Genomic DNA, 25,988 nt, shown 5'->3' with positions numbered 1-25,988 from the left:
CGCACGGACGCCCCTCACGACGGGGCTCCTCCGGCGTCGCCTCCTCGCGCACGACCTGAACCCAGGAAGAACTGCCATGCCCAAGAACAAGAAGCCCGCCGGCGGACGTCCGGCCAAGAACTTCGAGCCCAACCGCTTCGGCGCCTCGAGCGGCAAGTCCCAGCTCGGCGGCCGCTCGCGCTTCCCCGGCGCCAAGCCGGGCTCGCGCAGCGAGGGCCACCGCGGCTTCCGCGCCGTCGACGAGAACGCCCCCAAGAAGGCGCGCTGGAACGCCGACGAGCGCGCCGAGCGGGCCACCGAGCGCGCCGATCGGCCCGCCCGCGGGAACGACCGCGACGAGCGGCCCTCGCGCGGCTACGACCGCGACGCGCGTCCGGCCCGCTCGAACGACCGCGACGACCGTCCGGCCCGTTCCTACGGGCGCGATGAGCGTCCGGCGCGTTCCTTCGACCGGAGCGATCGCCCGGCCCGTTCCTTCGACCGTGACGCGCGTCCGGCGCGCTCGAACGATCGAGACGACCGTCCGGCCCGTTCCTACGGGCGCGATGAGCGTCCGGCGCGTTCCTTCGACCGGAGCGATCGCCCGGCCCGTTCCTTCGACCGCGATGCGCGTCCGGCCCGCTCCAACGACCGCGACGATCGTCCGGCCCGCTCCTACGGACGCGACGACCGGCCCGCCCGTACCGGCGACCGCGACGAGCGCCCCTCGCGCGGCTACGACCGCACCGAGCGTCCCGCCCGCTCGTTCGACCGCAGCGACCGTCCGGCTCGCTCCTTCGACCGGGACGCGCGTCCCTCGCGCGGCCACGACCGAGGCGACCGCCCGACCCGCTCGTTCGACCGCGACTCCCGGCCCTCGCGCCGCGACTCCGGCTCGGACTTCTACCCCAGCCGCGACGCCCGCGCGCCGCATCAGGCAGACGACGTCGTGCTCGAGCGCCTCGAGGCGACGGCCACGCTCGCCGTCGACGTCGAGGGCGTCACCTTCGGCGACCTCGGCCTGGGCGGGAACATCGTCCGGATGCTGACCGAGCTCGGAGCGGCCGCGCCGTTCCCGATCCAGGCCGCGACCATCCCCGAGGTGCTCGCCGGCAAGGACGTCCTCGGACGCGGCAAGACCGGCTCCGGCAAGACCATCGCCTTCGGCGCCCCCGTCGTCGAGCGCCTGATGGAGAACAACGGAGCGAAGGGCCGCAAGCCGGGCCGCGCTCCGCGCGCGCTCATCCTCGCGCCGACCCGCGAGCTCGCCATGCAGATCGACCGGACGATCCAGCCGATCGCCCGCTCCGTCGGCCTGTTCACGACGACCATCTACGGCGGCGTCCCCCAGTACAAGCAGGTCGGAGCCCTCCAGCGCGGAGTCGACATCGTCATCGCGACGCCGGGCCGCCTCGAGGACCTCGTCGAGCAGGGCCGCCTCGACCTCTCGAACATCACCATCACGGTGCTCGACGAGGCCGACCACATGTGCGACCTCGGCTTCCTCGAGCCCGTGCAGCGCATCCTCCGCCAGACCGCCGACGGCGGCCAGCGGCTGCTGTTCTCGGCCACGCTCGACAAGGGCGTCGCGACGCTCGTGGACGAGTTCCTGGTCGAGCCGAGCGTCCACGAGGTCGCCGGCGAGGACCAGGCGTCCTCGACCATCGACCACCGCGTGCTCCTGATCGAGCACCGCGACAAGGCCGAGATCATCGAGCAGCTCGCCGCCCGCCAGGGCAAGACGCTGATCTTCGCCCGGACCCGCGCGTTCGCGGAGCAGCTCGCGGAGCAGCTCGACCACGCGGACATCCCCGCGACGAGCCTCCACGGCGACCTCAACCAGTCGCGCCGCACCCGCAACCTCGCACTGCTCACCAGCGGACGCGTGGACGTGCTGGTCGCGACCGATGTGGCCGCGCGCGGCATCCACGTCGACGACATCGACCTGGTGATCCAGGCCGACGCTCCCGACGAGTACAAGACCTACCTCCACCGCTCCGGCCGCACCGGCCGCGCGGGCAAGACGGGCACGGTCGTGACGCTCATCACGCGCAACCGCCGCCGCCGCATGGAGGAGCTGCTCGACCGTGCCGAGATCGAGGCCGAGATGATCGAGGCCCGCCCCGGCGACCGCGTCCTGCGCGAGATCAGCGCCCCGGTCGAGTAGCCGCCGACCGCACGACGACGAGGCGCGGACCCCTGCATCGGGGTCCGCGCCTCGTGTCGTTCATGGTGGGTTCTGTGGTGCGGCGTGACGGCGAATGCCGGGTCGTGGTGACCCTCCGACTCCGCGCTGCGCAGGGCTCCTCGCTGTGCGGCTTCCCGTGGGGCGGCGCTGCGTTGCGCGACTCTGTGCTGGACGGCTCTGTGCTGGACGACTCTGTGCCGGACGACTCTGCAGTGCCCGGCTTCGCGCAAGGCTTCTGCACGCACGAACGCCGAAGGGCGGACACCTCGCGGTGCCCGCCCTTCGGCGTGTTCACCGGCCGGAGCCGGTGAGGGGAATTAGCTGGCCGGGGGGGTCAGCACGGTGTCGATGAGGTAGACGGTCGCGTTGGCGGTCTGGACGCCACCGCAGATGACGGACGCGTCGTTGACCTTCAGGTCGTCGCCGGAACCGGTGACGGTGAGGTTGCCACCCTGGACGGTGGCGTGGTCGCCGGCGATCGCGTCAGGGGCGATCTGGCCGGGGACGACGTGGTAGGTCAGGATCGAGGACAGCGTGGCGGCGCCCTCGGGGGTCTTGAGGGAGTCGACGGTCGCGGCGTCGAGCTTGGCGAACGCGTCGTCGACCGGGGCGAAGACGGTGAACTCGCCGCTGTTCAGCGTGTCGACGAGGTTGACGTCGGGGTTGAGGCCACCGGAGACCGCAGCGGTCAGGGTGGTGAGCAGCGGGTTGTTCGACGCGGCGGTCGCGACGGGGTCGAGCGACATGCCCTCGACCGAGCCGGCGCCGTCCGGGACCTGCTCGGCGTACGCGGCACAGCCGGGGCCGACGAGGTTCGCGGCCGGGTCCATGGTCGCCATGGGGGTCGAGGAGGCGGAGGCCGACGAGGTGGCCATCGGGGTCGACATCTCGGTCGCCGCGTCGCTGGCGGCGGTGGTCGAGCCGCTTCCGCTCGAGCAGGCGGTGAGGCCGAGGGCGGCGGTGCCCAGCAGGGCGAATGCGGCGAGGGCGGAACGCTTGGTGGATCGCATGGGATTACTCCTTCGTGAGACGGCCCCCACGTGATGCGGAGGACCTGTTCTGTGTGGACCGTGTCGCGGCCGTTGACATGTGTTCGGAGCCCTCCCCGCGGGGGTTTGGATTTCTTTCGGTGATCTAGGTAACGGCTTCGTAACGGCAGGGAACCGGGACGGCGGGGAGCTGCTCCGCCGCGTCGATTATCCTGGAGACGTCGCGCGCACGCGTCGACGCGACGACGAGAGGACGGGCGAGTGCAGACCCGAGGTGCACGAGTGGCTCGCGGCGTCGCCGCCGCTCTCGCCGCGACCGCCACGGCCGCCGCCTCCCACACCCTCGCGGGCGCCGAGACCCCCGCTCCTGCCGTGCTCGCCCTCGCCGCGGCGTTCGCCGTCGTCGTCTGCGTCCTCCTCTCGGGGCGCCGTCCGTCCCTTCCCCGGCTGACGCTCTCCGTGCTCCTCAGCCAGATCGCGTACCACGGCCTCTTCCTCATCACGGGCAGCGGTGGGGAGGTGAGCGTGGTCGGGACGACGGGCACCGGCGCGCACTTCCACGACGGGTCGACCATCGAGCTGATCGCCGGCGGAGGCGGACACGCGGCCCACGCTCCGCTGATGCTCGTCGCCCACCTCGCTGCGGCTGCCTTCACGATCGCGGCGTTCCGGTACGGCGAGCGCCTCTTCTGGACGCTGGGAGCAGGCCTCCAGCGCGTCGTCGTTCGGATCGTCGCCCGCGCGTCCGCGGTCGCGCTCCCGTCGGTCCCCGGCGTCTCGATGACGGGCACCCACGAGCCGCGGGCGACTCGATCCCTCGACGCGGTCCTCTCGATCCTCCGGCACCGCGGGCCGCCGCTGCGGGTCCTCCGCGCCGCCTGACGCCCCTCCCGTGCGGGAGCGGCTCCGGTCGGCGCCCCGCACGCACCGCGCACCCGCGCTGCGTCCAGAACTCCCGGCCCCGCGCCGGATCTCCCCCGAGGACACGACCGTCATGACCCGTTCTTCTTCTTCTTCTTCCTTCTCGCGGCTCCGCCTCGTCGGCAGCGGCGCACTCGTCGCCGCCGGATCGATCGCGCTCGCTGTCGCCGCGCCCACGGCGGCCAGCGCCCACGTGACCGCGGCGGCGAGCAGCACCGCCGCCGGCTCGTACACGGTGGTGACGTTCTCGCTGGCCCACGGCTGCGAGGGCTCGCCGACGACGGGACTCACGATCACGATGCCCGACGGCATCAACTCGGTCAGCCCGACGATCAACCCGAACTGGGACGTCGTGAAGAACGAGGTCGCGATCGCCGACCCGGTCACCGACTCCCACGGGAACACCGCGACCAAGCGGGTCTCGGACGTGGTCTACACGGCGAAGACGCCCCTCGCCGACGGCTACCGCGACACCGTCGCCCTCCAGCTTCAGCTCCCCGAGGACGCAGCCGGCTCCACGCTGGAGTTCCCCGTGCTGCAGACGTGCGAGACCGGCAGCACCGCCTGGGACCAGCCGACCGTCGACGGCCAGGACGAGCCCGAGCTGCCCGCTCCCACCGTCGCGGTGACCGCGGCGGAAGCGGGGTCCGGCCACGGGGGCGGACACGACGACGACGGCGACGGTGACGACGCGGTCGCGACCACCGCCTCGGCGACGACGGCCACGAGCGGCGACGACGTGCTCGCCCGCATCCTCGGAGTCGGCGGGCTCGTCGTCGGCGCGGTCGGCGTGGCCGTCGGGCTCGCCTCCCGCCGCCGCGGACCCCGGGCGTCGGCGTGACCCGTCGGAAGGCCCTCGTCGCCGTTACCGCGATCGGGCTGCTCGGCTCGATCGCGGTGGCGGCGCCCGCCAGCGCGCACAACTACCTCGTCTCGACGACTCCCGCTGCGGACTCGACCGTGACGGAGCAGCCGGGAACGCTGGTGCTGACGACGAACGACGACCTGCTCGTCCTCGGGACGGACGGAACGGCGGCGGCTCTGCGCGTCGTCGGGCCGGACGGGCTCTACTACGGCGACGGCTGCGTCAGCGTCGTCGGGCCGGAAGCGTCGATGCCGCTCGAGCTCGGCGCGGCGGGGGAGTACGAGGTGACCTGGCAGGTCGTGTCCACCGACGGGCACCCCGTGTCGGGCCAGTACGCGTTCGACTGGGCGCCGTCCGACGGGACCGCGCTCGCCGACGGGTCGGACTCGGTCCCGGACTGCAACGGCACCGTCGCGGTCTCAGGAGGACAGGCCGAGTCCGCCGACGAGGCGCAGGCGACGTCCGGATCGGACCCGGCACTCCTCGGGGACGTCCTGTGGATCGGCGGCGCTCTCGCCGCGGTCGCCGCCGCCATCGGAGTGACGCTCCTCGTGCTGCGACGGCGAACCCGCGACTGAGGCTCGTGAGCCTCCTGGGGTGGCGGTCGGTCAGTTCAGGAGGCTCGCGAGGGGCCCTTCGCCGAGACCGGTCAGGACGGCCGCCGCGTCCTCGTAGACGGCGACGGCCCCGGCCTCGCGGAGTTCGTGCTCCGAGGTACCGCCGGAGAGGACTCCGACCGTTGCCAGGCCCGCGCGCTCGGCGGCCAGGACGTCCCAGGTCGCGTCGCCGACCATGACGGCGCGGTCGACGGAGACACCCGCGCGGTCGAGCGCGATAGAGATTACGTCGGGTGCTGGCTTGGCGGTGGAGACGTCGGCGCCGCTGGTGACAGCGTGGACGGACCCGCCGAAGTCGAGGACGTCGAGAAGCACGTCCAGCTCGTTCTGCGGTGCCGAGGTGGCGAGGACGACGTGGACGCCTCGACCGACGAGCGTCGCGACGAGCTCGCGAGCTCCCGGAAGTGGAACGATGCGTGCTGTCGTCTCGGTGTAGTTCTTGGTGTGCAGCGACTTCACCAGTGCGCGCTGCTCCTCCTTCACTTCGTCCTCGAGGAGCATGTCGAGCAGCTCCGACGAGTCTGCGCCGATCGCTCGTTGGATGCGCCAGGCGGGCACGACGAGGTCGGCCTGCCAGAAGGCGCGCGACCACGCCTCGACGTGGAGGAAGTTCGTGTCGGCGAGGGTCCCGTCGATGTCGAAGAGCACCGCGGAGGTCCCCGTCGTCGCGTCTTTCCTGTCCTTCGTTCCTGCCATGTCGCTGCCCCTCTTGTCGCTTCCGCGCCTATCGGCCCGTGCCGTCCACGCTACGCAGGCGCGCCGAAGCGGGCCCGCCCCTTGACCTGCCGGTCCACGCCACTCGACCTGCCCCTTGTCACGGCCCGCCGGTCCCGGTCGGATCGTGTCCGCCCTCCGTCCCGTTCCCCGGCTCCCCGGGCCGGGTGACATGCTGCCGTCCCGTCGGGCTCGTCCAGCGCAGCGTGCCGTCCGGCTCCTGCCGGTGGGTCCACCCCGTGGTGTGGCGGAGCCGGTGGTGGTGTCGGCAGAGGTGTGCGAGGTTGTCGGCCGACGTGGTGCCTCCGTGCTGCCAGTCGTTCGTGTGGTCGACGTCCGCGTGGCGGGTGCTGCGGGTGCATCCCGGGAACCGGCAGGTCCCGTCGCGGTGCTGGAGGTGGCGACGCAGGTCCGCCGGCACTCGGTAGGAGTCGCGTCCGACGGAGAGGACCGCTCCGCTCTCCGGATGGGTGAGCAGCCGCGTGAACGAGGGAGCACCTGCTGCGAGACGCCGCGCGGTCTCCGGATCGACGGGTCCGTATCCGTCGAGGACGGCGGGCTGGTCGGACCGCCCGAGGAGGGTCAGCGCCGGCACGGTCACCGCGACTTCGGCGCGCACTCCCGCCGGCATCGACGTGCCGTCTCCGTCGGCCGATGTCTCCCCGTCGACCAGCAGCGCAGCGGCGATGTCTGCGCGGAGCTGGCCCAGCGTCCGCTCCTCGTCCGGCAGATCCGCGAGGGAGCGGGCGGCCCGGTCGATCCTGTCCATCGCGCCGAGCACATCGGGAGCTGCGGTGTAGAGGTGCAGGATCGCCATCCCGTCGTCGAGGCCCTCCACCCAGAGCGCGCGACGACGGGCGCAGTCCCGATGACGTTCGCTGAGCGTCTGCGGGTGCAGCCGTTCCCGGAGCGACCGGAGGGCGCGTCGCAGCTGGGGCGGCGTGCAGGCGACCGCGATCGTGGCGGCCTCCTCGTCGAAGCGCCCACGGACCTCGGCCGGGACGTCGAGCGCTCCTCGCACCACGAGTCGCGCGTGCTCGGGGGAGAGCGCTCCGTCCGCGAGTGCGCGCAACGTCGCCGGGAGGTCGTTCACCAGCAGGCGTGCCTCGTCGACCAGTGCAGAGGCGTGCGCCTCCGAGACCCGGAGTCTCGTCGCGAGCTCCGCGATCAGCGCCCGGTGCGCCGCCTCCGCCCGATCCACCTGCACCTGGACGTGCTCGCCGACGAGCGCCGCCGGTGCCGCCATCGCGAGGCGGCGTGCCTCCTCGACTGCCCGGTACCGGGATGCCTCGACGGCGGACCGCTCAGCGTGCCGTGAGCCGGCGAGCGCGAGCGCCTCCGTGAGCGCGTCGTCTACTGTCGCCGATTCCTTCATGCCCTGATCTCACCGGACGAAGTCTCGCCGTGGGCCTCGGGAGCGCCGTTTCATCGGACAGCATCGCGAAGAACCGTCTGTGGAGGAGCGTCGCCCCCCCTCACACCTTCCGCGGCACCGTGAACACGGTCTCCACTCCCGCCGAGTACAGCACCGAGTCCGGCGCGCGCGTCGCCAGCCCGGGGAAGCCCGCGGCGTCGAGCAGCCCGTCGTCGAGCGCCAGTAGCTCCGCGCGGCGCAACGGCCACGGCCGGTGCAGGTTGCGGCCGTACCAGGTGGAGCCCAGGTGGCGCTCGTGGTAGGCCCAGCGTGCAGTGAGGAACGAGGCGAGCGGGTCCTCGCCGACCGGGTCGCCCGGGCGGACGACGATCCGGGAGCGGGCGGCCGAGTCCGAGTGCCGGATCGTGTCGTAGATCACCGCGCCGTGGCGGTGCTCGATGCTCATCCGGGCCCAGCGGTAGGGGAGCCCGAACACCGCCTGCGCGGTGAGCACGGGAAGGAGGTGGGAGGCGTCGAGCGAGACGAACACGACTCCGCGTCGTCCCTGCTCGTCGACGGAGTAGAGCCGGACGTTCACCTCGGGGAAGGTGCCGAGCCAGGGCACCCGCGGGCCGCCGAGGAAGGCTGTCCGCGAGAGCCGGAACGGGATCAGGCCCACCCAGGAGGAGCCGTCGTGCTCGTCGGGCCTCGTCCCGGCCGGGAGGTGGGGCGCCACCAGGGCGGGGTCGACCCGCCAGTGCAGGAACGTCGCCTCGGTCCAGCGCTGCTTCAGGATGCGCGGTCCGCCGAGCGCGGGCGCGGAACGGGTGACGGGTTCGACGGAGCTCACGCGCCTATCGTGCTCCGGTGTGCTGCGAGCTCGCCCGTGCAGGCGCGCTCAACGGCGTGCGGCGAGTGCCTTCAGTGTCTCCAGCACCAGGGCCACCGGTGCGGAGGAGGCGGCGGAGTTGCGCACGACGGCCTCGAGGGAGCGGACGGGCCGGGGACGGACGACGGGCACGGCGCGGACGCCGTCCGGCAGGCGGTGGGCCGCGAGCTCCGGCAGGACCGTCACTCCCATGCCCGCGGCGACGAACGCGGCGGCGGTGATGTGGTCGTTCGCCTGGACGTGGAAGGGCGGCGCGAACCCGGCGGCGGCGCAGGCCTCCACGACGTTCCGGCGGCACCAGCCGGTGGGCAGGTCGTTGTCGACCCAGCGCTCGTTCGCGAGCTCGGCGAGGTCTATCTCGCTCCGTGAGGCGAGCGGATGACCGTCGGGCAGGACGACGAGGTAGGGGTCGTCGAGGAGGTGGTGCGCCGTGAATCCGGGGGCGGTCGGCTCGGAGGAGGCGACGAGGAGCTGCACGTCGGGGCGCGCTCCGAGGTCGTCGTCGAGCTCCTCTCCCAGGCGCAGATCGAGGGCGAGGCCGGGGAACGCGGCGGTCAGCCGGCGGGCGACCTCCGGCATCCAGGCGCTGCCGACGGAGGCGAAGTACGTCACCGAGAGGCGGCCGGAGCGGCCCTCGCGCAGCTCCTCCACCACGGCCTCCGCTTCGGCGAGGCGCTCGAGGACGCGGTCCGCCTGGGCGGCGAGGGCGCGTCCGGCGGGGGTCGGGCGGACGCCGCGGCCCACGCGCTCCAGCAGCGTCAGGCCGGTCTCGCGCTGCAGAGCGGTGAGGTGCTGGCTGACGGCGGAGGGCGTGTAGCCGAGGCCGGAGGCGGCTCCCGCGATCGAGCCGGAGGCGACGACGGAGCGGAGGATGCGGAGCCGGTGCACGTCGAGCATGAGACGACCGTACAGTCCGGCTGAACGATTCGACAGTGAACGGAACTGGTGCTGAATCCCCGGCAGCGCCACGATGGCCTCATGACCGACGTCTCCTCCTCCGCCCCGCCCTCCACGAGGGACGCCCTCCTGCTGTGGGGCGCGATCGCGGTCACCGTCCTGCTCTGGGCGTCGGCCTTCGTCGGCATCCGCGCCACGACGGAGGACTTCGGCCCGGGCGCGTTGACCCTCGGCCGCATCGTGGTGGGGTCGCTCGCGCTCACGGTGGTGCGCGTCGTCCTCACCGCCCGGAGGCGCCGCTCGGAGGCGGCTCCGGATCCGCGCACGGCGGTCCCGCGCGGGCGCCTCCTCCTGCTCGTGCTGGGCTGGGGGGTCGCCTGGTTCGGGGTCTACAACCTGGCGTTGAACGCTGCGGAGCGGCACGTCGACGCGGGGACGGCGGCGCTGCTGGTGAACATCGCGCCGATGATCACCGCCGTGCTCGCTGGTCTGCTGCTGGGGGAGGGGTTCCCCCGCCGTCTCCTCGCCGGGATGCTCGTGGCCCTGACCGGCGTCGCGGTGATCGCGTTCTCCACCTCCACCGGGCAGTTCGACGTGATCGGCGTCGCCCTCGGCCTGGTGGCCGCCGTCGTCTACGGCAGCGCGGCGACCCTGCAGAAGCGCCTGCTGGGCCGGATCGACGCGCCGACGATGACCTGGCTCGGCTGCCTCGCCGGCACGGTCGCGTGTCTGCCCTTCGCACCGGAGCTCGTCGAGGCGCTCGCCGCCGCTCCGCTCTCCTCGATCCTGGCCGTGGTCTACCTCGGGATCTTCCCGACGGCCGTCGCCTTCACGACGTGGGGGTACGTCCTCGGGCGCTCCAGCGCGGGTCGCACCGCGGCGTCCACCTACGCGGTGCCCGCGGTGGTCGTGCTGCTGTCCTGGCTCGTCCTGGGCGAGACCCCGCCGCTCGCCGCGCTGCTCGGAGGCGCGCTCGCCCTGGCCGGAGTCGCGGTGGCGACGCTGCGGAGGCGCCCGAAGGCGGTCTGACCGGCGGCGGATGCTCCTCCACAGCCGCCCGATCGCGTCGAGTCCTCGGACGAGGCGGCTCGCGGGGATCCCGCGGGAGGGCCCGGGATATGCTGGTCGGACGTTCATCCCAGTCGGCGCCGAGCGCCAGGAACGGTGAGGATCCCGATGACCGAGGCCCTGCAGCCGCCCGTCCAGAACGCCCTCTCGCTCACGCCTCCGGAGCCGGTGGCAGCGGTGCCGACCACCTCGGCGCCGTCGATCGCGCCGAAGGTGCCGGAAGCCGCCCTGCCCGGCCTCGAGGCGAAGGTCGACGGCTACCTCGACACGCTCCTGGCGACGGAGTCCCGCAGCCCCGAGTTCGCGACGCGGGCCAACGACATCCGCACGATGGGCGACGCCGACATCCGCTCGGCCGCCGACTCGTCGAACCGGCTGCTGAGCACGCCGGTGCGCGCCCTCCAGGAGGGCGGGCTCTCCGAGGGGTCGACCATCGGCAAGACGCTGCTCGAGCTGCGTCGCACGGTGGAGGATCTGGACCCGTCCGAGGACAACCTGCAGAAGAAGATCCTGGGCTTCATCCCGTTCGGCAACAAGATCACCGACTACTTCCGCCGCTACGAGAGCGCCCAGTCGCACCTGAACGCGATCATCCAGGCCCTGTACGACGGGCAGGACGAGCTGCGGAAGGACAACGCGGCCCTGAACCTCGAGAAGCAGAACCTCTGGGAGACGATGACCCGTCTCAACGAGTACATCTACGTCGCCGAGCGGCTCGACGTGAAGCTCTCGGCGAAGATCGCCGAGCTCGACGCGACCGATCCGGAGCGGGCGAAGGCGCTCCGCGAGGACGTCCTCTTCTACGCGCGCCAGAAGCACCAGGACCTGCTGACCCAGCTGGCCGTGTCGATCCAGGGCTACCTCGCGATCGACGTCGTCATCAAGAACAACGTCGAGCTGATCAAGGGCGTCGACCGCGCGACGACCACGACCGTCTCGGCGCTGCGCACGGCGGTCATCGTGGCGCAGGCGCTCGCCAACCAGCGCCTCGTGCTCGATCAGATCACGGCGCTGAACACCACGACGTCCAACATGATCGAGGCCACCTCGCGCATGCTCGCCGACCAGTCGGCCTCGATCCAGTCGCAGGCCGCCTCGGCCACGGTCGGGCTGCCGCAGCTGCAGGCCGCGTTCGCGAACATCTACCAGACGATGGACTCGATCTCGGACTTCAAGATCAAGGCGCTCGACAGCATGGCCCAGACCGTCGGAGTCCTCCAGACCGAGACGGCGAAGGCCGGCGAGTACGTCGAGCGGGCCCGCCGCAGCAACTCGGACATCGACGCGACGTCCTCGCTCGATCTCGGCCGCTAGCCGATGGGCTGGTTCTCCCGACTGTTCACGGGTGCCCCCGCGGCGCCGGAGGAGACCGCGCCCGCTCTGCCGAGCGTCCCGACGAGCGACGACATCCTCGCGGCGCTCGACCGGGTCGGCACGCGGACGGAGGGCCGGGTGCCCGGCATCGTCGCGGCGCGCATCCAGCGGATCGACGAGACGGTCCGCGAGATGGTGCCCCGTCTCGACCGCCTCGGCGGGATGAGCCGGCAGGGCCACACCGTCGTCGCGACCGCGACCAGCTACCTCCCCGAGGCGGTGGAGGGCTACCTCCGCCTGCCGAGGGACTTCGCCGACCGCCGCGCCGTGCACAGGGGGAAGACCTCGCTGATGATCCTCTGCGACCAGCTCGACCTCCTCGGAGGCACGCTCGACCGCATCTCGGACGCCGTCTCGCGGCAGGACGCCTCGGCGCTGATCGCGCACGGGCAGTTCCTGGCCGAGAAGTTCACGGAGTCCTCGCTCTCCCCGAGCGGTCTCGACGCGCCTCCGCAGCCGGGAGCGCCATCCGGATCCGGCTCGCTGACCCCGCCGAGCGCCTCGTGACCGCGCTCGCCCCGGCGCTGGACGCCCTCGTGCTCGCGGGGACGGCCGCCGGCCTCGACGCCGCGGCCGTCCGCGACGAGGGTGCGCGGCTGGCCGCCGCCGTCGCCGAGTCGATCCGCGGCGCCGGGCAGGACTGGCTCGCGGCGACCGGCGCGACGGGCGGTCTGGAGGCGTTCTTCACCGCCGCCTCGAGCGGCCGGCGCTGGCGGTCGGGGCCGACCGATCAGCTGGCCGCCCTGGTCGGCGCGGGCTCTCACCACTCCTCCGCCTACGCCCGCGCCCTGACCGAGGTCGTCTCGGCGGCCAGCGCTCTCGGCGACCCGGGCATCGGCGGCATCGCCTCCGCCTCCGCGACCGCCGCGGCCCAGCTCTCCGCCGTCCCGGGCGCCCGGGGCGCCGCTCCGACGACGAGCGGAGGAGTACCGCATACGACCGGCCGGTCGCCGGACGGTGCCGCGGGCGCCGACCTGCCGACCGGTCTGCCCGCCGGCGTGCCCGGGGTCGACGAGATCCTCGAGCGCCTCCGCCGGACCGAGCACGACGGTCCTCAGGACGAGCCGGCGCCCGCCGCCGCTCCCGCCGCGGAGCCCGCCTCCGAGCCGGAGCCGCTCGACCCGCCGGAGTCCATCGACGACCTGCTCGCCGAGCTCGACGCGCTGATCGGCCTCGACCGGGTGAAGAGCGAGATCAAGCGGCAGACGCAGCTGCTCCGGATCGACACCCTGCGCCAGGCCGCCGGACTCAGCACGCCCACGCTCACCCGCCACCTCGTCTTCACGGGGAACCCCGGCACGGGCAAGACGACGGTGGCGCGGCTGGTCTCGCGGATCTACCGCTCGCTCGGCATCCTCTCGAAGGGCGTGCTCGTCGAGGTCGACCGATCGGAGCTGGTGGCCGGCTACCTCGGGCAGACCGCGACGAAGACCGCGGAGGTGATCGCCTCCGCTCGCGGCGGCGTCCTCTTCATCGACGAGGCCTACGCGCTCGCGCTCGACCAGTACGGCGCGGAGGCGGTCACCACCCTCGTGAAGGACATGGAGGACCACCGCGGCGACCTCGTCGTGATCGTCGCCGGCTACTCCGGGCCGATGCAGGGCTTCCTCGACACGAACCCGGGACTCGCCAGCCGCTTCTCGACCACGATCGACTTCGCCGACTACTCCGACGACGAGCTCTCGGCGATCTTCGGCCGCCTCGCCGCCTCCGCGGATTTCGAGCCGACGGAGGAGGCGCTCGCCGCGTTCGCGGGCCTCGCCTCGGCGCAGCAGCGCACGGAGGCGTTCGGCAACGGGCGCTGGGTCCGCAACGTCCTCGACGCGGCGATCGCCCGGCACGCCTGGCGCCTCCGCGACGTGGAGGAGCCGACGCTCGACGAGCTGCGCATCCTGCTCCCCGAGGACGTGGTGGAGAGCCCCGAAGCCTCGAGCAGCCCGGACGGAGCCGGCGACGACGACGAGGGCGCGGTCGACGGCTCTGAGGAGGCCCTCGGGCAGGCGGACGCCGCCCCGAGCGGCACGGCCGTCCCCGTCACCGACGACCCCGAGGAGGAGAGCCGTTGAGCACCGCACCCGCCGCGCCGCCCGCGCAGAGGATCCCCGAGCCGCCCCTCGTCCAGGTCGCCAACCGGCCGGCGCAGCGGAAGCCGTCGCTGCTGGCCCGCGCGACCGCGACCACTCCGGCCACCCTGCGCCTCCTGCTCGCCCTGACGGCGCTGGCGGCCGTGCTGTTCGGCGTGTTCGCGCAGCAGGCAGGAGCGATGCAGGCGCGCGCCGCGACGACGGCCCGGGAGCAGTCGGCGCAGCTGCTCGGCGTGCAGAACGTCCGCACGCTGCTGGTGGACGCCAACGCGATCGCGGCCAACACCTTCCTCGTCGGCGGACTGGAGCCGACCGAGCTGCGGGCGTCGTACGTCTCGAGCCTCACCGGCGCCGCCTCCGCGATCGCCGGGCTCTCGGCCGCCGACTCGGCGGACACCCGGGCCCTCGCCCGGGTCGCCAGCAGCATCACGACCTACAGCGGGCTGATCGAGCAGGCGCGGGCCAACAACCGGCAGGGCTTCCCCGTCGCCTCGGCGTACCTCGACCAGGCGTCGACTGCCCTCTCGGGAGACGGCGGCATCCTCGAGGACCTCGACGGGCTCGTCGACTCCGGCGCTGACCGGGTCGCGGCCGCCTACGACGCCGTCCGCTGGAGCGTCCTGCTCATGATCGGCTCGCTCGTGATGCTGGTCCTCCTCCTGGCGGCGCAGCTCTGGCTCGCCCGCCGTACGCACCGCTACCTCAACCGCCCGCTCGCCACGGGGACCGCCCTCCTGCTGGTCGTCGGCGTCGGCGGGGCGCTCGCCTACGGATCGGTCGCGGCGGACGCGGGGACGGCGCGCGTCGAGTCCTACCGCGAGGCGCTCACCGTGTCCAACGCGCTCATCGCCGCGAGCGACGCCAAGTCGCTCGAGAGCTTCACGCTGATCAAGCGCGGCTCCGGCGCCGCCCTCGAGGAGCGCTACACCCAGGCCGTCGACTCCGCCCGGGAGAAGCTCTCGGGCGACCTGCAGGACGAGCTGGCGAGGACACGGCTCGTCGACGAGTTCGGGCAGTGGCAGTCGTTCCACGAGGAGATCCGGGAGGCGGACGACGCCGGGAACTGGGACCAGGCCGTCCGCGTCGCCACGATCACCGGGAACGGCACGCCGAACGACCTCTTCACCACCTTCTCCGACGACGCCCGCGACGTGGTGCAGGAGAAGGCACTGGCCGCCGCCACCACGCTCGATCGAGGCGCGGAGTTCGCGACCCTCGTCTCGTGGATCCTGCTGGCGGCCGGTCTCGCCGGAGCCGTGTTCGCCTGGCGCGGCATCGCCCAGCGACTGGAGGAGTACCGATGAACCGCCTGCGCGCCGCCGCCCTCGCCCTGGCCACCGCCGCGGCTCTCGCCCTCACCGGCTGCACGACGGGGGCGGAAGACCTCGGCACGCCCCTCGCCGCGGCGATCCCGACTCCGACGGCGAGCGCGTCCGCTCCCGCCGCTCCTGCCGCGGCGGACTGCTCGCCCTCGGCGGTCACCTCCTACGCGCCGACCGGCGTGACCGACAGCACCAGGCTCGCGGAGATCCGCGGGCGCGGGACCCTGCGCGTCGGCGTCTCGGCCGACACCCTCCTGATGAGCGCCCGCAACCCGATCACGGGGGCGATCGAGGGCTTCGACGTCGACATCGCCCGCGAGGTCGCCCGGGCGATCCTCGGCAGCGACTCCATCGACTACGTCGTGATCACCTCCGCTCAGCGCCTCCCCGCGCTCACCGGCGGCGACGGCGCCCCGCAGGTCGACATGGTGGCCCGCACCCTCACGATGACCTGCGATCGCTGGAGCTCGATCGCCTTCTCGTCCGAGTACTACGACGCCGGCCTCAAGGTGCTCGTCTCCGACGACCCCGACGGAGTCCCGATCACGGGCATCGGCGACCTCGACGGCGAGAGGGTCTGCGCGCCCAGCGGCACCACGACACTCAGCCGCCTGCAGAACGACTACCCGGAGGTCGAGGCGGTCGAGGCCGCCACGCACTCGCAGTGCCTCGCCCTCTTCCAGGCCGGCGAGGTCGACGCCATCGCGGGCGACGACACGATCCTCGCGGGCTTCGTGGCGCAGGATCCGTACGCGAAGGTCGTCGGCGACGCCCTGAGCTCGGAGCCCTACGGCCTCGGCCTGCCCGCCGACGACCCCGACTTCGTGCGCTTCGTCAACGCCTCGCTCGAGAGCATCCGCAGCGACGGCCGCTGGCAGAGCATCTACGAGCGCTGGCTGGGGGTCCTCGGCGAGGCCTCGCCGCCTTCCCCGGTGTACGGCCGATGAGCACCGGTCTCGCGGAGGGGACCCCCGTCGCTCCGGGCCGGCTCGGGGAGGCCGCGCCGCAGCGCGAGCTCTTCGAGTACCTCGCCGCTCTCACCCGCTGGCTCCAGCGGACCACGCGCGAGCTCTCGCGGCTGGACGCCGCCGCGCTGGCGTCGCCGCAGGCCGAGAACTACACGGCCGACGTGGTGCTCGCCCAGTCGCTCCGCGAGTCCGTCACCCGGCGCCTCGCCGAGCTCGAGGCGGTCTGGGACTCCGGCCGCGTCGACGTCGTGGCGCGCGAGCGGATGTCGCAGCTGATCTGGGGCCGTCTCGACGCCTCCGGGAGCGGCGCGGTCTCGCTGGTGGAGGCGGTGCGCCTCTGCGACGCGGTCGTCGGCCAGCTGCGCTCCCGGCTCGAGCTCGACCCCAGCGGCACCGACGTCGCCGGGCGGATCGTGGGGGTGCGCGCCGAGATCGAGCGCTGCCGCGACCTCACCCGTGACGGCGGCGGCACGGTCGACCGCGAGCGGGCGGAGCGGGTCGCCGTGCTGCGCTCCCGCCTCGACGCGCTCGCTGAGCGGGCGGGCCGGGGAGCCGACGTGTCGGGGCCGCTCGGCCAGCTCGAGAGCGACTCCGCCCGGCTCGAGCGCGACCTGATCATCGCCGCGTCCGAGCGGCGCGGACTCGAGCGCGACCGCCGTCGGGCGCGCGAGCTGGCGGAGGCGGCCGAGCGACGCGAGGCGCCGCTGCGCGAGCTCGTGGCCCGCTGCCGCCGCGAGATCGCCGACCCGCCGCGGCTGGCCGTGCCCGACGTCTCCCGGCTGGGCGATCCTCCGTCCGACCGCGAGGCGCTCGACGCGCACCTCGCCCGGCTCACCGCGGTCGGCCGCGCGTTCGACGCGGTCGAGGCCGCCTACACCTCGCCGCTGCGCACCCGGGCCGCCCTCGGCTTCCGCCTCCGGGCGCTGCGGGAGCGTGCCGAGGGCAACGGCCGCGCTGCCACCGCCGTCGGCGTCGCGGCCGAGGAGGAGGTGCGCGCAGCCCTCGACACGGTGCCGTGCTCCGTCCCGCTCGCCCGTCACCTGGTCGAGCAGTACGACGTCGTCACCCGCGACCTCCCGCAGCCCGACCCCGCGCACCACCGGAAGGCCACCCCATGAACGGCGCCCCCTGCACCGCGACTCCCGGCTGCACCGGGACGATCGAGGACGGCTACTGCAACGTCTGCGGCCTCCCGCCCGAGGAGGGCGCCGCCGCCTCCACGCCGACCGCGCGCCGCGCCGCTCCGGCCTCCCCGCCGGCCACCGCCTCCGCCGCCTTCGGCACCGGCTTCGTCGAGGGCACCCCCGGCGCCACGGCACCCGGGCCCGCGGAGGAGTCGGCCACCGCGCGCAGCACGCGCACCTCCTCCGCCCGCCTCGCCACCGCCGCCCTCGGCTCCGCCCGCACGGCGCAGACCGGCTCGAAGGTCACCCGCCGCGTCGGCACCACCTCGACCCGACTGCGCGGCCCGAGGCTCGGCGCCGGGCTCACCACCGTCCCGTCCCGCCCGGCCGCCGACCCGATGGCCGCTCTGATGACCGAGGCGGTCCTCCCCGAGCGCAAGCGCTTCTGCTCGCACTGCGGCACCGCCGTCGGCCGCGGGCGCGACGGTCGGCCCGGCCGCACCGAGGGGTTCTGCCCCAACTGCCGCACGCCGTTCTCGTTCACTCCGCAGCTGGTGAAGGGCGACGTGGTCGGCGGCCAGTACGAGGTCGTCGGCTGCCTGGCCTACGGCGGCCTCGGCTGGATCTACCTCGCGCGCGACCGGAACGTCTCGGGGCGCTGGGTGGTGCTCAAGGGCCTGCTCAACTCCGGCGACCCCGACGCGTACGCCGCGGCCGTCACCGAGCGCCGGTTCCTGGCCGAGGTCGAGCACCCGCTGATCGTCGAGATCTACAACTTCGTCCTGCACGACGGCGCCGGCTACATCGTGATGGAGTACGTCGGCGGGCCGAGCCTCAAGCAGATCCTGAAGGAGCGGCTGGACGCCAACGGCGGCGCCGCGGATCCGCTGCCGGTGGACCAGGCGCTCGCCTTCGTGCTCGAGGTCATGCCCGCCTTCGCCTACCTGCACGACCACGGCCTGCTCTACTGCGACTTCAAGCCGGACAACATGATCCAGGTGGGCGACCAGGTCAAGCTGATCGACCTCGGCGGAGTGCGCCGGATCGACGACGAGGACTCCGCCATCTACGGCACCGTCGGCTACCAGGCTCCGGAGGTCGCCGACCTCGGTCCCTCGGTCGCCTCCGACGTCTACACGATCGGCCGAACGCTGGCCTCGCTGGTGCTCGACTTCCGCGGCAACCAGACGACCTTCGTCGCCTCGCTGCCGCCCGTGTCGGAGACGCCGCTGTTCCAGCGCTACGACTCCTTCTACCGCCTGATCGCGAAGGCATGCGCTCCCGACCCGCAGGACCGCTTCGCCACGGTGGACGAGATGCGCGGCCAGCTGCTCGGAGTGCTGCGCGAGGTCGTCGCGACCGACCGCGGTCCCGGACACCCCGCGCTGCACTCGACGGAGTCGGCCCTGTTCGAGGCGCCCGTGGCCGACGTGGTCGACCGCGTCCCGCCGTGGGACGCGCTGCCGGCGCTCCGCCGCGACGAGTCCGATCCCGCCCGGTCGTGGCTCGCGGGCGTGAACGTCGCCGACCCGATCGTGCGCCTGCGCGCTCTCGCGCTCGCGCCCACCGTGACGGTCGAGGTGCGGCTCGCCCGCGCCCGGGCGGCGATCGAGGCGCAGCGCTGGGAGGAGGCGGCCCGCGCGACGGGCGAGATACTCACGGAGGACCCGTGGGAGTGGCGGGCGGTCTGGATGAGCGGTCTCGCGCAGCTCGCGCGCGGCGACGACATCGGGGCCCGCGCCTCCTTCAACACCGTCTACGGGCAGGTCCCCGGCGAGCTCGCCCCGAAGCTCGCGCTCGCCGCGGCGTGCGAGGCGAGCGGTGAGCCCGAGGTCGCCGAGTCCCTCTACGTGATCTGCGCCCGCGCCGACGCGAACTACACGGCACCCGCCGCCTTCGGTCTCGCCCGGGTGCGGCAGCTGCGCTCCGACCTCGACGGGGCGCTCGACGCGCTCGACATCGTCGCGCCCACGCGCTCCTCCTACTCCGACGCGCGCCGCCGCCGGGCGGAGCTGCTGGCGGAGTCGGGCCGCGGGCTGCCCGCGCTCTCGGCCGCCCTCGCGAGCGTCGACTCCGTGTCGATCGACCAGCGGACCCGCCTCGAGCTCACGACCCAGGTCCTCGCCTCCGCCCTCGAGCTGGTGCGGCGCGACGGCCCGGCCGAGGGAGCGACCCTCGGCGGAGTCGAGGCGAACGAGGCCGCCATCCGCGACGGCCTCGAGGCCTCCTACCGCGCGCTCGCCGCCTCAACTCGCGAGCGCGACGAGCGCCTGCGCCTCGTCGACCGGGCCAACGAGGTCCGACGCTGGACGCTGACATGAGCGGCGCGCTGTCGACTCCCTGCCCGAACTGCGGCGAGCCGGTCACGACGGGCGACGCGTTCTGCGAGGCCTGCGGGACGCCGCTGATCGTCGCGGCCACCCCCTCCGCTCCGCCCGTCGCCGTCGGAGGATCCGCCGCCTGCGTCTACTGCGGGGGAGCGGTCGCCGAGGACGGCTACTGCGAGCAGTGCGGACGCCCAGCTCCGACCGAGCGCGAGCACTGGGCCGAAGCGCCGCACCCGCTGGTCGGCGGCGTCTGCGACCGCGGGCTCCGGCATCCGGCCAACGAGGACGCGATGGCGCTCGGGGCGACCACCGGCGCCGACGGCTCTCTGAGGACGGCGCTGCTCGTGGTCTGCGACGGGGTCTCCTCGACCCCCGACTCCGACAAGGCGTCGCTCGCCGCGGCCCGTGCGGCACTCAGCGCGCTGCAGGCCGAGGTCGGCGGGGAGAGCGCGGGAGCGGACCGCTGGCGCGCGCTGCTGCAGATGGCCACCGCGCGCGCTTCCGGAGCGATCGACGCGGCCGTGCCCGAGAAGCGGTCGAATCCGCCCTCGTGCACCTTCACCGCGGCGGTGCTGGACGGCGCGCTGCTCGTCACGGGCAACGTGGGCGACAGCCGCAGCTACTGGATGCCGGACGCGGGCGAGCCGCGGCAGCTCACGGTCGACGACTCGTGGGCGCAGGAGCAGATCGCCTCGGGAGTGCCGCGGGAGCAGGCCGAGACGGCGCCCGACGCTCACGCCATCACCCGCTGGCTCGGCGCCGACGCGCACGACGAGGAGCCGCGGGTCGCCTCCGAGGAGCTGACCGAGCCGGGCTGGGTGCTGGTCTGCTCCGACGGGCTGTGGAACTACGCGTCCGCCGCCGAGGACCTCGCGCGCGTGCTCCGCGACGCGCAGGAGCGGGTGGGCGCGGATCCGGTCACGCTCGCGAAGGCGCTGGTCGCCTGGGCGAACGAGCGCGGCGGGCACGACAACATCACCGCGGCGCTGGCGCGGTTCGACCCGGCGGGTGCGGCGGAGACTGCGGCTGAAGCGTCCGCTGCAGAGGTGCACGGTGAGGAGACCGGTACAGCCGAGCAGGGTGCTGCCGACTCCGGCGCCGCCGACCTCGGCGCTGCGGATCCCGGAGCTGCGGACCCGAGCGCGGCCGACCCCGCCGCCTCGAGCCCCGACGCGGCCACCCCCTCGCCCGACGCCGACGCCGACGCCTCCCGTCCCACCGACTGAGCGCGCCGATCCGTCCAGACCACCCCTACACCGCTGGACGGATCGGCACCCCCGCGGCCGTGGTCACGCCCCTACAGTCGTCGCCATGAGCATCGCCGAGCCCGCCACCGCCCTGTCCGTCGTCGGCCACTGGATCGACGGGGCTCCCTCCGACTCCTCGTCCGGCCGCACCGCTCCCGTCTACGACCCGGCGCTGGGAGTCGCGACCAAGGAGGTCGCGCTCGCCGACTCCGCCGAGGTGGACGCCGCCGTCGCCTCCGCGAAGGCCGCCTTCCCCGCCTGGCGCGACACGTCGCTCGCGAAGCGGCAGCAGATCGTCTTCCGCTTCCGCGAGCTCCTCGAGGCGAAGAAGCAGGAGCTCGCCGAGCTGATCACGTCGGAGCACGGCAAGGTCGTCTCGGACGCGCTCGGCGAGATCACTCGAGGCCAGGAGGTCGTGGAGTTCGCGACCGGTCTCGCGCACCACCTCAAGGGCGAGTACTCGGAGCAGGTCTCCACCGGCGTCGACGTCTACTCGACCAAGCAGCCGCTCGGCGTGGTCGGGATCATCTCCCCCTTCAACTTCCCTGCGATGGTGCCGATGTGGTTCTTCCCCATCGCCATCGCCGCCGGCAACACCGTCGTGGTGAAGCCCTCCGAGAAGGACCCGTCCCCGGCGATCTGGCTCGGCGCCCTCTGGAAGGAGGCCGGCCTCCCCGACGGCGTCTACACGGTGCTCAACGGCGACAAGCAGGCCGTCGACGGGCTGCTCGAGCACCCCGACGTGCGCTCGATCTCGTTCGTCGGCTCGACCCCGATCGCGCAGTACGTCTACGAGACGGGCACCCGCCACGGCAAGCGCGTCCAGGCCCTCGGTGGGGCGAAGAACCACATGCTGGTGCTCCCCGACGCGGACCTCGACCTCGTCGCCGACTCCGCCATCAACGCCGGCTTCGGCTCGGCGGGCGAGCGGTGCATGGCGATCTCGGTCGTCGTCGCGGTCGAGCCCGTCGCCGACGAGCTCATCACCAAGATCCAGGACAGGGCGTCGAAGCTGCGCATCGGCGACGGCCGCCGTGGCTGCGACATGGGCCCGCTCGTCACCGAGGCGCACCGCGACAAGGTCGCCTCCTACATCGCGATCGCGGAGGAGGACGGCGCGGAGGTCGTCATCGACGGCCGCGGCATCGAGGTCGACGGGGACGCGAACGGGTTCTGGCTCGGCCCGACCCTGCTCGACAAGGTCCCCACCACCTCCCGCGCGTACACGGAGGAGATCTTCGGACCGGTGCTCTCCATCGTCCGCGTCGCCTCCTACGAGGAGGGCGTCGCCCTGATCAACAACGGCGCGTTCGGCAACGGCACCGCGATCTTCACCAACGACGGAGGAGCGGCCCGCCGCTTCCAGAACGAGGTCGAGGTCGGCATGATCGGCATCAACGTCCCCATCCCCGTCCCCGTCGCCACGTTCTCCTTCGGCGGCTGGAAAGCGTCCCTCTTCGGCGACACCAAGGCCCACGGAGCCGAAGGCGTCCGCTTCTTCACCCAGCAGAAGGCCATCACCAGCCGCTGGCTCGACCCCTCCCACGGCGGCATCAACCTCGGGTTCCCGCAGCATTCCTAGGCTCTCTCCTCCTTCGTCGTCGATCGCCCGCAGTCGGCTGGGGAGGGTGGTTCCGTTCTCGAGGGCGTCGAACGTTCCGCGCACGACGATCCGCTGGAACGCGGATCGCCGGTTGCGCTCCGCGCCGGCGGGACGCGGTCGGTCGACCGGAGAGGCTCCTGAGCACCGCCGAGCGCAACCGGCGATCCGCGTGTGAGCGGATCGTCGTGCGCGGTACGCGACCCGCTCTTCCCAGCGTCCCCACCTCCTGAGGCCGACCGCGGCCGATCGACGACGCAGGAGGAGATCGGCTCCTGAGCACGGCTGAGCGCAACCGGCGATCCGCGTGGGAGCGGATCGTCGTGCGCGGTACGCGACCCGCTCTTCCCATCGTCCCCACCTTCTGAGGCCGACCGCGGCCGACCGACGACGAAGGAGGAGAGAGGCTATGAGTGCAGCCGCAGCGCCGTCCAGAGCTCGGTGCGGGCGGAGACGTCGTCGAGGTCGAGGCCGAGGGCGCGCTCGACGGCGGTGATGCGGTTGCGGAGGGTGTGACGGTGCACGCCGAGGTCACGGGCGGCGGGCTCCCAGGCGCCGTTGCGGCGGAGCCAGACGCGGGCGCTCTCGAGCAGCACGGCTCCCTCCGGGGTCAGCAGCGGTGCGAGCATCCGGCGGGCGAGCGGTGCGGCTCCGGCGGCGGCGAGGAGCCCGATCATCCCCTCGGCGGCGACGTCCTCGAAGCGGACCACCGTCCTGTCTCCTGTCCGCTCGGCGGCGCGCCGCGCCTCCTCGAGGCCCCGGTCCAGGTCGGACCAGCCGATCGGGGCGGAGGCGCCGGCGCTCGCGCCGTGCCGCTCCAGCACGGCGGTCAGCGGCCCGAGTCCGTCGGCGGCGGCGACGGTGACGAGCGAGCCGTCCCTCTCGGCGAAGAACAGGCGCGCGCCGTCCTCCTCCGCCACGACCTCCAGCTCGTCGAGGAGCGAGTCGCCGTGCACGGGCGCGCTCAGCACGACCACCCGCACGGGCTCGGCGGGCAGCGGGCTCCCCAGGCGCCGTGCGGTGCTCTCGGCGACGTCGAAGGCTCCCGCGGCCAGCAGCTCGAGCAGTCCGGAGCGCAGCTGCCGGCGGGAGGAGTCCAGCGCGCGCCGCTGCTCCAGCGCGATGCTCGCCAGGGCGATGACGCTCGCGACGAGGTCGCTGCCCGCCGGGTCCAGCGGCGTGCCCGTGCCCACGGCGAGCACCCCGCGCAGGTGGTCGCGGCGCCCGATCGTCTGCAGCGTCACACCGCCGCCGTCGTCGAGCCGGAGTCCCGCTCGGCTGCCGCGGGTCAGCGCGTGCCTCGCGGCCGCGGCGACCGCCTCCTCCGCCGGCACGTCGAGCCGGGTGGGCAGGTGCACCCTCTGCCCGGCCGCGTCGTAGAGGGCGACCCAGCAGTCCAGCTGCCGCTCCAGCTCGGTGAGGATCGCCGCGAGCCCGTCCGGCCGCAGCGCCGCGCGGGCGACCCGCCGCTGCGCCTCGAGCGACCACTCCAGCCGCTCGCGCTGCTCCCGCGAGATCACGTCGGCGACGAAGCGGATGATCCCCATGAACGGAGTCAGGTCCGCCACCTCCAGCAGCGGCAGGCCCTGGCGCTCGCACGCCGTGACGAGAGCGGCGGGCACCTCGTCGTGCACGATGCGGGTGGCGAAGCCGAGCGCGCGGATGCCGCGGCCGCGCAGCCGGGCGACGTACTCCTCCGAGAACTCGGCGCTGTCGTGCCCGGTGAAGTGGACGCCGTCGGTCAGCAGCAGCTGGCCCGACTCGAGCCAGGGCGTCGGATCGACGAGGTCCGAGGAGTGCGCCCACACCAGGGGGGCGTCGAGATCGGCCTCGTCGTGGACGCCGGCGAGCACGCGCAGTCGGAAGGCCGGTTCGGCCAGCAGATCGCGGACGGTCGCGGGCATGCGCGGCTCCCTTCGACGTTCCGTCCATCGTAAGGTCCGCGGATCGACGGATCCGCACGCCCGCTTCCGAGGCGCGCGCGGCACGATGGGGAGCATGACGTCCTCGACCGCCCCCACCGTCCGCGACAACGCCTCCGTCACCGCCGCCGACCGGTCCCGCGTGTTCCACTCCTGGTCGGCGCAGGGCGCGCTGAACCCGCTGCCCATCGCGGGCGGTCTCGGCGCCGAGGTCTGGGACGTCGACGGCACCCGCTACCTCGACTTCTCCAGCCAGCTCGTGAACGTCACCATCGGCTACCAGCACCCGAAGGTCGTCGCCGCGATCCAGGAGCAGGCGGGCGTCCTCACCACCGTCGGCCCGGCCTACGCGAACGAGACCCGCGCCGAGGCGGCCCGCCTGATCACCGAGCGGGCGCCCGAGGGCATGGAGAAGGTCTTCTTCACCAACGGCGGTGCGGACGCGAACGAGAACGCGATCCGCATGGCGCGGCTGTTCACCGGCCGCGACAAGGTCGTCTCGCTGTACCGCTCGTACCACGGCAACACGGGAGCGGCGATCGTCTCGACCGGCGACTGGCGCCGCATCCCGAACGAGTACTCCCGCGGGCACGTGCACGCCTTCGGGCCCTACCTGTACCGCAGCGAGTTCTGGGCCGAGACCCTCGAGCAGGAGTGCGAGCGCGCGCTCCACCACCTCGAGCGCGTCGTGCAGGCGGAGGGGCCGGAGTCGATCGCCGCGTTCCTCCTCGAGACCATCCCCGGCACCGCCGGCGTGCTCACCCCGCCGCCCGGCTACCTCGCGGGTGTCCGCGAGATCGCCGACCGGTACGGCATCCAGCTGATCCTCGACGAGGTCATGGCGGGCTTCGGCCGCACGGGGGAGTGGTTCGCCTTCGACGCCTTCGACGTGCGCCCCGACCTGATCACCTTCGCGAAGGGCGTCAACTCCGGCTACGTCCCGATCGGCGGCGTCGTCATCTCGGATCCGATCGCCCACCACTTCGACGAGCGCGTCTTCCCCGGCGGTCTCACCTACTCGGGCCACCCGCTCGCCGCGGCCAGCGTCGTCGCGACGCTCCAGGCGATGGAGGAGGAGGGGATCGTCGACAACGCGCGCACCATCGGCTCGGAGCACCTGGCCCCCGGCCTGGCGGCGCTCGAGGCGAAGCACGACCTGATCGGCGAGGTCCGGGGCTCCGGAGTGTTCTGGGCCCTGGAGCTGGTCACCGACCGGGCCGCGCGCACCCCGCTGCCGGCGGCCTCCGTCGCCCGCCTCAAGACCGACCTGCTGTCGCGCGGCCTCCTGCCCTTCACCGCCGACAACCGGATCCACGTGGTCCCGCCGGCCGTCATCACCCCCGCCGAGGTCGCCCGCGGCCTCGGCATCCTCGACGACGCCCTCACCGCCTTCAGCGGCTGACCGCACTCCGTTCCGCAGGCGGCGGCGTTCTCGCGGGGCGTATCCGGGGATCCGCGTTCCAGCGGATCCGCGTCGCCGTGCGCGTCCCGCTCCTCGGGACCCGGCCGCGCGCTCGGGCCGACTGCGGGACGCCGCGC

General features: G+C 73.5%; 21 protein-coding genes. 15 read left to right on the top strand and 6 right to left on the bottom strand.

The features are described 5' to 3' along the window. Nucleotides 1-76: 76 nt before the first annotated feature. Nucleotides 77-2,146, top strand: coding sequence for a DEAD/DEAH box helicase (locus C5C53_RS06715; RefSeq protein WP_104267146.1), 2,070 nt, complete (start codon nucleotides 77-79; stop codon nucleotides 2,144-2,146). A 338-nt stretch (nucleotides 2,147-2,484) separates the two neighbouring features. Here C5C53_RS06715 and C5C53_RS06705 read toward each other — a convergent pair whose 3' ends face one another. After that, the gene (locus C5C53_RS06705) at nucleotides 2,485-3,177 is read right to left on the bottom strand and encodes a fasciclin domain-containing protein (RefSeq protein ID WP_104223824.1); all 693 of its coding nucleotides are present in this window, start codon (nucleotides 3,175-3,177) and stop codon (nucleotides 2,485-2,487) included. Between the two features lie 261 nt (nucleotides 3,178-3,438). Here C5C53_RS06705 and C5C53_RS06700 point away from each other — a divergent pair, with 261 nt between their 5' ends. The 3 genes from C5C53_RS06700 to C5C53_RS06690 all read left to right on the top strand — a co-directional run bounded on the left by C5C53_RS06700 (nucleotide 3,439) and on the right by C5C53_RS06690 (nucleotide 5,520). Beyond that, nucleotides 3,439-4,038 carry a hypothetical protein gene (locus C5C53_RS06700; RefSeq protein WP_104267144.1) on the top strand — a complete coding sequence of 200 codons (600 nt, stop codon included), beginning with the start codon at nucleotides 3,439-3,441 and terminating at the stop codon, nucleotides 4,036-4,038. A 112-nt stretch (nucleotides 4,039-4,150) separates the two neighbouring features. Then, nucleotides 4,151-4,918 carry a YcnI family protein gene (locus C5C53_RS06695; RefSeq protein ID WP_104267143.1) on the top strand — a complete coding sequence of 256 codons (768 nt, stop codon included), beginning with the start codon at nucleotides 4,151-4,153 and terminating at the stop codon, nucleotides 4,916-4,918. Next, entirely contained in the window at nucleotides 4,915-5,520 is a 606-nt protein-coding gene (locus tag C5C53_RS06690) for a copper resistance CopC family protein (RefSeq protein WP_104267142.1), read from the top strand. The genes C5C53_RS06695 and C5C53_RS06690 overlap by 4 nt, the downstream gene beginning before the upstream one ends. A gap of 30 nt (nucleotides 5,521-5,550) precedes the next feature. Here C5C53_RS06690 and C5C53_RS06685 read toward each other — a convergent pair whose 3' ends face one another. The 4 genes from C5C53_RS06685 to C5C53_RS06670 all read right to left on the bottom strand — a co-directional run bounded on the left by C5C53_RS06685 (nucleotide 5,551) and on the right by C5C53_RS06670 (nucleotide 9,413). Beyond that, entirely contained in the window at nucleotides 5,551-6,255 is a 705-nt protein-coding gene (locus C5C53_RS06685; protein WP_104267141.1) for an HAD family hydrolase, read from the bottom strand. Nucleotides 6,256-6,373: 118 nt separating this feature from the next. Further along, nucleotides 6,374-7,648: an HNH endonuclease signature motif containing protein gene (locus C5C53_RS06680; protein ID WP_104267140.1), complete on the bottom strand. Its 1,275-nt coding sequence runs from the start codon at nucleotides 7,646-7,648 to the stop codon at nucleotides 6,374-6,376. 100 nt (nucleotides 7,649-7,748) lie between these two features. Beyond that, nucleotides 7,749-8,477: a YqjF family protein gene (locus tag C5C53_RS06675; RefSeq protein ID WP_104237664.1), complete on the bottom strand. Its 729-nt coding sequence runs from the start codon at nucleotides 8,475-8,477 to the stop codon at nucleotides 7,749-7,751. A 48-nt stretch (nucleotides 8,478-8,525) separates the two neighbouring features. Beyond that, nucleotides 8,526-9,413: a LysR family transcriptional regulator gene (locus C5C53_RS06670; protein ID WP_104267139.1), complete on the bottom strand. Its 888-nt coding sequence runs from the start codon at nucleotides 9,411-9,413 to the stop codon at nucleotides 8,526-8,528. 81 nt (nucleotides 9,414-9,494) lie between these two features. Here C5C53_RS06670 and C5C53_RS06665 point away from each other — a divergent pair, with 81 nt between their 5' ends. The 10 genes from C5C53_RS06665 to C5C53_RS06620 all read left to right on the top strand — a co-directional run bounded on the left by C5C53_RS06665 (nucleotide 9,495) and on the right by C5C53_RS06620 (nucleotide 22,509). After that, nucleotides 9,495-10,442: a DMT family transporter gene (locus C5C53_RS06665; RefSeq protein WP_104267138.1), complete on the top strand. Its 948-nt coding sequence runs from the start codon at nucleotides 9,495-9,497 to the stop codon at nucleotides 10,440-10,442. Between the two features lie 147 nt (nucleotides 10,443-10,589). Next, nucleotides 10,590-11,795, top strand: a complete 1,206-nt coding sequence (locus tag C5C53_RS06660; RefSeq protein ID WP_104223833.1) for a toxic anion resistance protein — start codon at nucleotides 10,590-10,592, stop codon at nucleotides 11,793-11,795. A gap of 3 nt (nucleotides 11,796-11,798) precedes the next feature. Continuing rightward, a complete protein-coding gene (locus C5C53_RS06655) occupies nucleotides 11,799-12,362 on the top strand; it encodes a hypothetical protein (RefSeq protein WP_104267137.1) in 564 nt (187 codons plus the stop codon). After that, nucleotides 12,359-13,921, top strand: coding sequence for an AAA family ATPase (locus tag C5C53_RS06650; RefSeq protein WP_258065428.1), 1,563 nt, complete (start codon nucleotides 12,359-12,361; stop codon nucleotides 13,919-13,921). Before C5C53_RS06655 ends, C5C53_RS06650 begins: the two co-directional genes overlap by 4 nt. After that, on the top strand, nucleotides 13,918-15,243 hold the full coding sequence (locus C5C53_RS17070) for a hypothetical protein (RefSeq protein ID WP_104226187.1): 1,326 nt from the start codon (nucleotides 13,918-13,920) through the stop codon (nucleotides 15,241-15,243). The genes C5C53_RS06650 and C5C53_RS17070 overlap by 4 nt, the downstream gene beginning before the upstream one ends. Beyond that, nucleotides 15,240-16,208: a glutamate ABC transporter substrate-binding protein gene (locus C5C53_RS06640; RefSeq protein WP_104267136.1), complete on the top strand. Its 969-nt coding sequence runs from the start codon at nucleotides 15,240-15,242 to the stop codon at nucleotides 16,206-16,208. Before C5C53_RS17070 ends, C5C53_RS06640 begins: the two co-directional genes overlap by 4 nt. Further along, entirely contained in the window at nucleotides 16,205-17,347 is a 1,143-nt protein-coding gene (locus tag C5C53_RS06635) for a hypothetical protein (protein WP_104267135.1), read from the top strand. The genes C5C53_RS06640 and C5C53_RS06635 overlap by 4 nt, the downstream gene beginning before the upstream one ends. Then, nucleotides 17,344-19,674 (top strand): serine/threonine-protein kinase, encoded by a 2,331-nt coding sequence (locus tag C5C53_RS06630; RefSeq protein WP_104223838.1) that lies wholly within the window; start codon nucleotides 17,344-17,346, stop codon nucleotides 19,672-19,674. Before C5C53_RS06635 ends, C5C53_RS06630 begins: the two co-directional genes overlap by 4 nt. Further along, nucleotides 19,671-20,906 (top strand): PP2C family serine/threonine-protein phosphatase, encoded by a 1,236-nt coding sequence (locus C5C53_RS06625; protein WP_219813964.1) that lies wholly within the window; start codon nucleotides 19,671-19,673, stop codon nucleotides 20,904-20,906. Before C5C53_RS06630 ends, C5C53_RS06625 begins: the two co-directional genes overlap by 4 nt. 85 nt (nucleotides 20,907-20,991) lie before the next feature. After that, nucleotides 20,992-22,509: a CoA-acylating methylmalonate-semialdehyde dehydrogenase gene (locus tag C5C53_RS06620; protein WP_104267134.1), complete on the top strand. Its 1,518-nt coding sequence runs from the start codon at nucleotides 20,992-20,994 to the stop codon at nucleotides 22,507-22,509. Nucleotides 22,510-22,934: 425 nt separating this feature from the next. Here the strand turns inward: C5C53_RS06620 and C5C53_RS06615 are convergent, their stop codons facing one another. Next, entirely contained in the window at nucleotides 22,935-24,431 is a 1,497-nt protein-coding gene (locus tag C5C53_RS06615; RefSeq protein WP_181127728.1) for a PucR family transcriptional regulator, read from the bottom strand. A gap of 94 nt (nucleotides 24,432-24,525) precedes the next feature. Between C5C53_RS06615 and C5C53_RS06610 the strand changes: the two genes are divergently transcribed. Then, nucleotides 24,526-25,851 (top strand): aspartate aminotransferase family protein, encoded by a 1,326-nt coding sequence (locus C5C53_RS06610; protein ID WP_104267132.1) that lies wholly within the window; start codon nucleotides 24,526-24,528, stop codon nucleotides 25,849-25,851. Nucleotides 25,852-25,988 lie beyond the last annotated feature (137 nt).

The organism is Rathayibacter sp. AY1E3 (assembly GCF_002932235.1).
In the GTDB taxonomy this organism is placed as follows: Bacteria; Actinomycetota; Actinomycetes; order Actinomycetales; family Microbacteriaceae; genus Rathayibacter.
The sequence above is the reverse complement of the archived record's forward strand: the minus strand, read 5'-3'. Positions and strand labels throughout refer to the sequence as shown.

Bases quoted from the DNA above. Each gene is read 5' to 3' on its own strand.
- C5C53_RS06715 (WP_104267146.1), top strand. From the start codon at position 77: ATGCCCAAGAACAAGAAGCCCGCCGGCGGACGTCCGGCCAAGAACTTC.
- C5C53_RS06705 (WP_104223824.1), bottom strand. From the start codon at position 3,177: ATGCGATCCACCAAGCGTTCCGCCCTCGCCGCATTCGCCCTGCTGGGC.
- C5C53_RS06695 (WP_104267143.1), top strand. From the start codon at position 4,151: ATGACCCGTTCTTCTTCTTCTTCTTCCTTCTCGCGGCTCCGCCTCGTC.
- C5C53_RS06685 (WP_104267141.1), bottom strand. From the start codon at position 6,255: ATGGCAGGAACGAAGGACAGGAAAGACGCGACGACGGGGACCTCCGCG.
- C5C53_RS06680 (WP_104267140.1), bottom strand. From the start codon at position 7,648: ATGAAGGAATCGGCGACAGTAGACGACGCGCTCACGGAGGCGCTCGCG.
- C5C53_RS06670 (WP_104267139.1), bottom strand. From the start codon at position 9,413: ATGCTCGACGTGCACCGGCTCCGCATCCTCCGCTCCGTCGTCGCCTCC.
- C5C53_RS06665 (WP_104267138.1), top strand. From the start codon at position 9,495: ATGACCGACGTCTCCTCCTCCGCCCCGCCCTCCACGAGGGACGCCCTC.
- C5C53_RS06660 (WP_104223833.1), top strand. From the start codon at position 10,590: ATGACCGAGGCCCTGCAGCCGCCCGTCCAGAACGCCCTCTCGCTCACG.
- C5C53_RS06655 (WP_104267137.1), top strand. From the start codon at position 11,799: ATGGGCTGGTTCTCCCGACTGTTCACGGGTGCCCCCGCGGCGCCGGAG.
- C5C53_RS06640 (WP_104267136.1), top strand. From the start codon at position 15,240: ATGAACCGCCTGCGCGCCGCCGCCCTCGCCCTGGCCACCGCCGCGGCT.
- C5C53_RS06635 (WP_104267135.1), top strand. From the start codon at position 16,205: ATGAGCACCGGTCTCGCGGAGGGGACCCCCGTCGCTCCGGGCCGGCTC.
- C5C53_RS06630 (WP_104223838.1), top strand. From the start codon at position 17,344: ATGAACGGCGCCCCCTGCACCGCGACTCCCGGCTGCACCGGGACGATC.
- C5C53_RS06625 (WP_219813964.1), top strand. From the start codon at position 19,671: ATGAGCGGCGCGCTGTCGACTCCCTGCCCGAACTGCGGCGAGCCGGTC.
- C5C53_RS06620 (WP_104267134.1), top strand. From the start codon at position 20,992: ATGAGCATCGCCGAGCCCGCCACCGCCCTGTCCGTCGTCGGCCACTGG.
- C5C53_RS06615 (WP_181127728.1), bottom strand. From the start codon at position 24,431: ATGCCCGCGACCGTCCGCGATCTGCTGGCCGAACCGGCCTTCCGACTG.
- C5C53_RS06610 (WP_104267132.1), top strand. From the start codon at position 24,526: ATGACGTCCTCGACCGCCCCCACCGTCCGCGACAACGCCTCCGTCACC.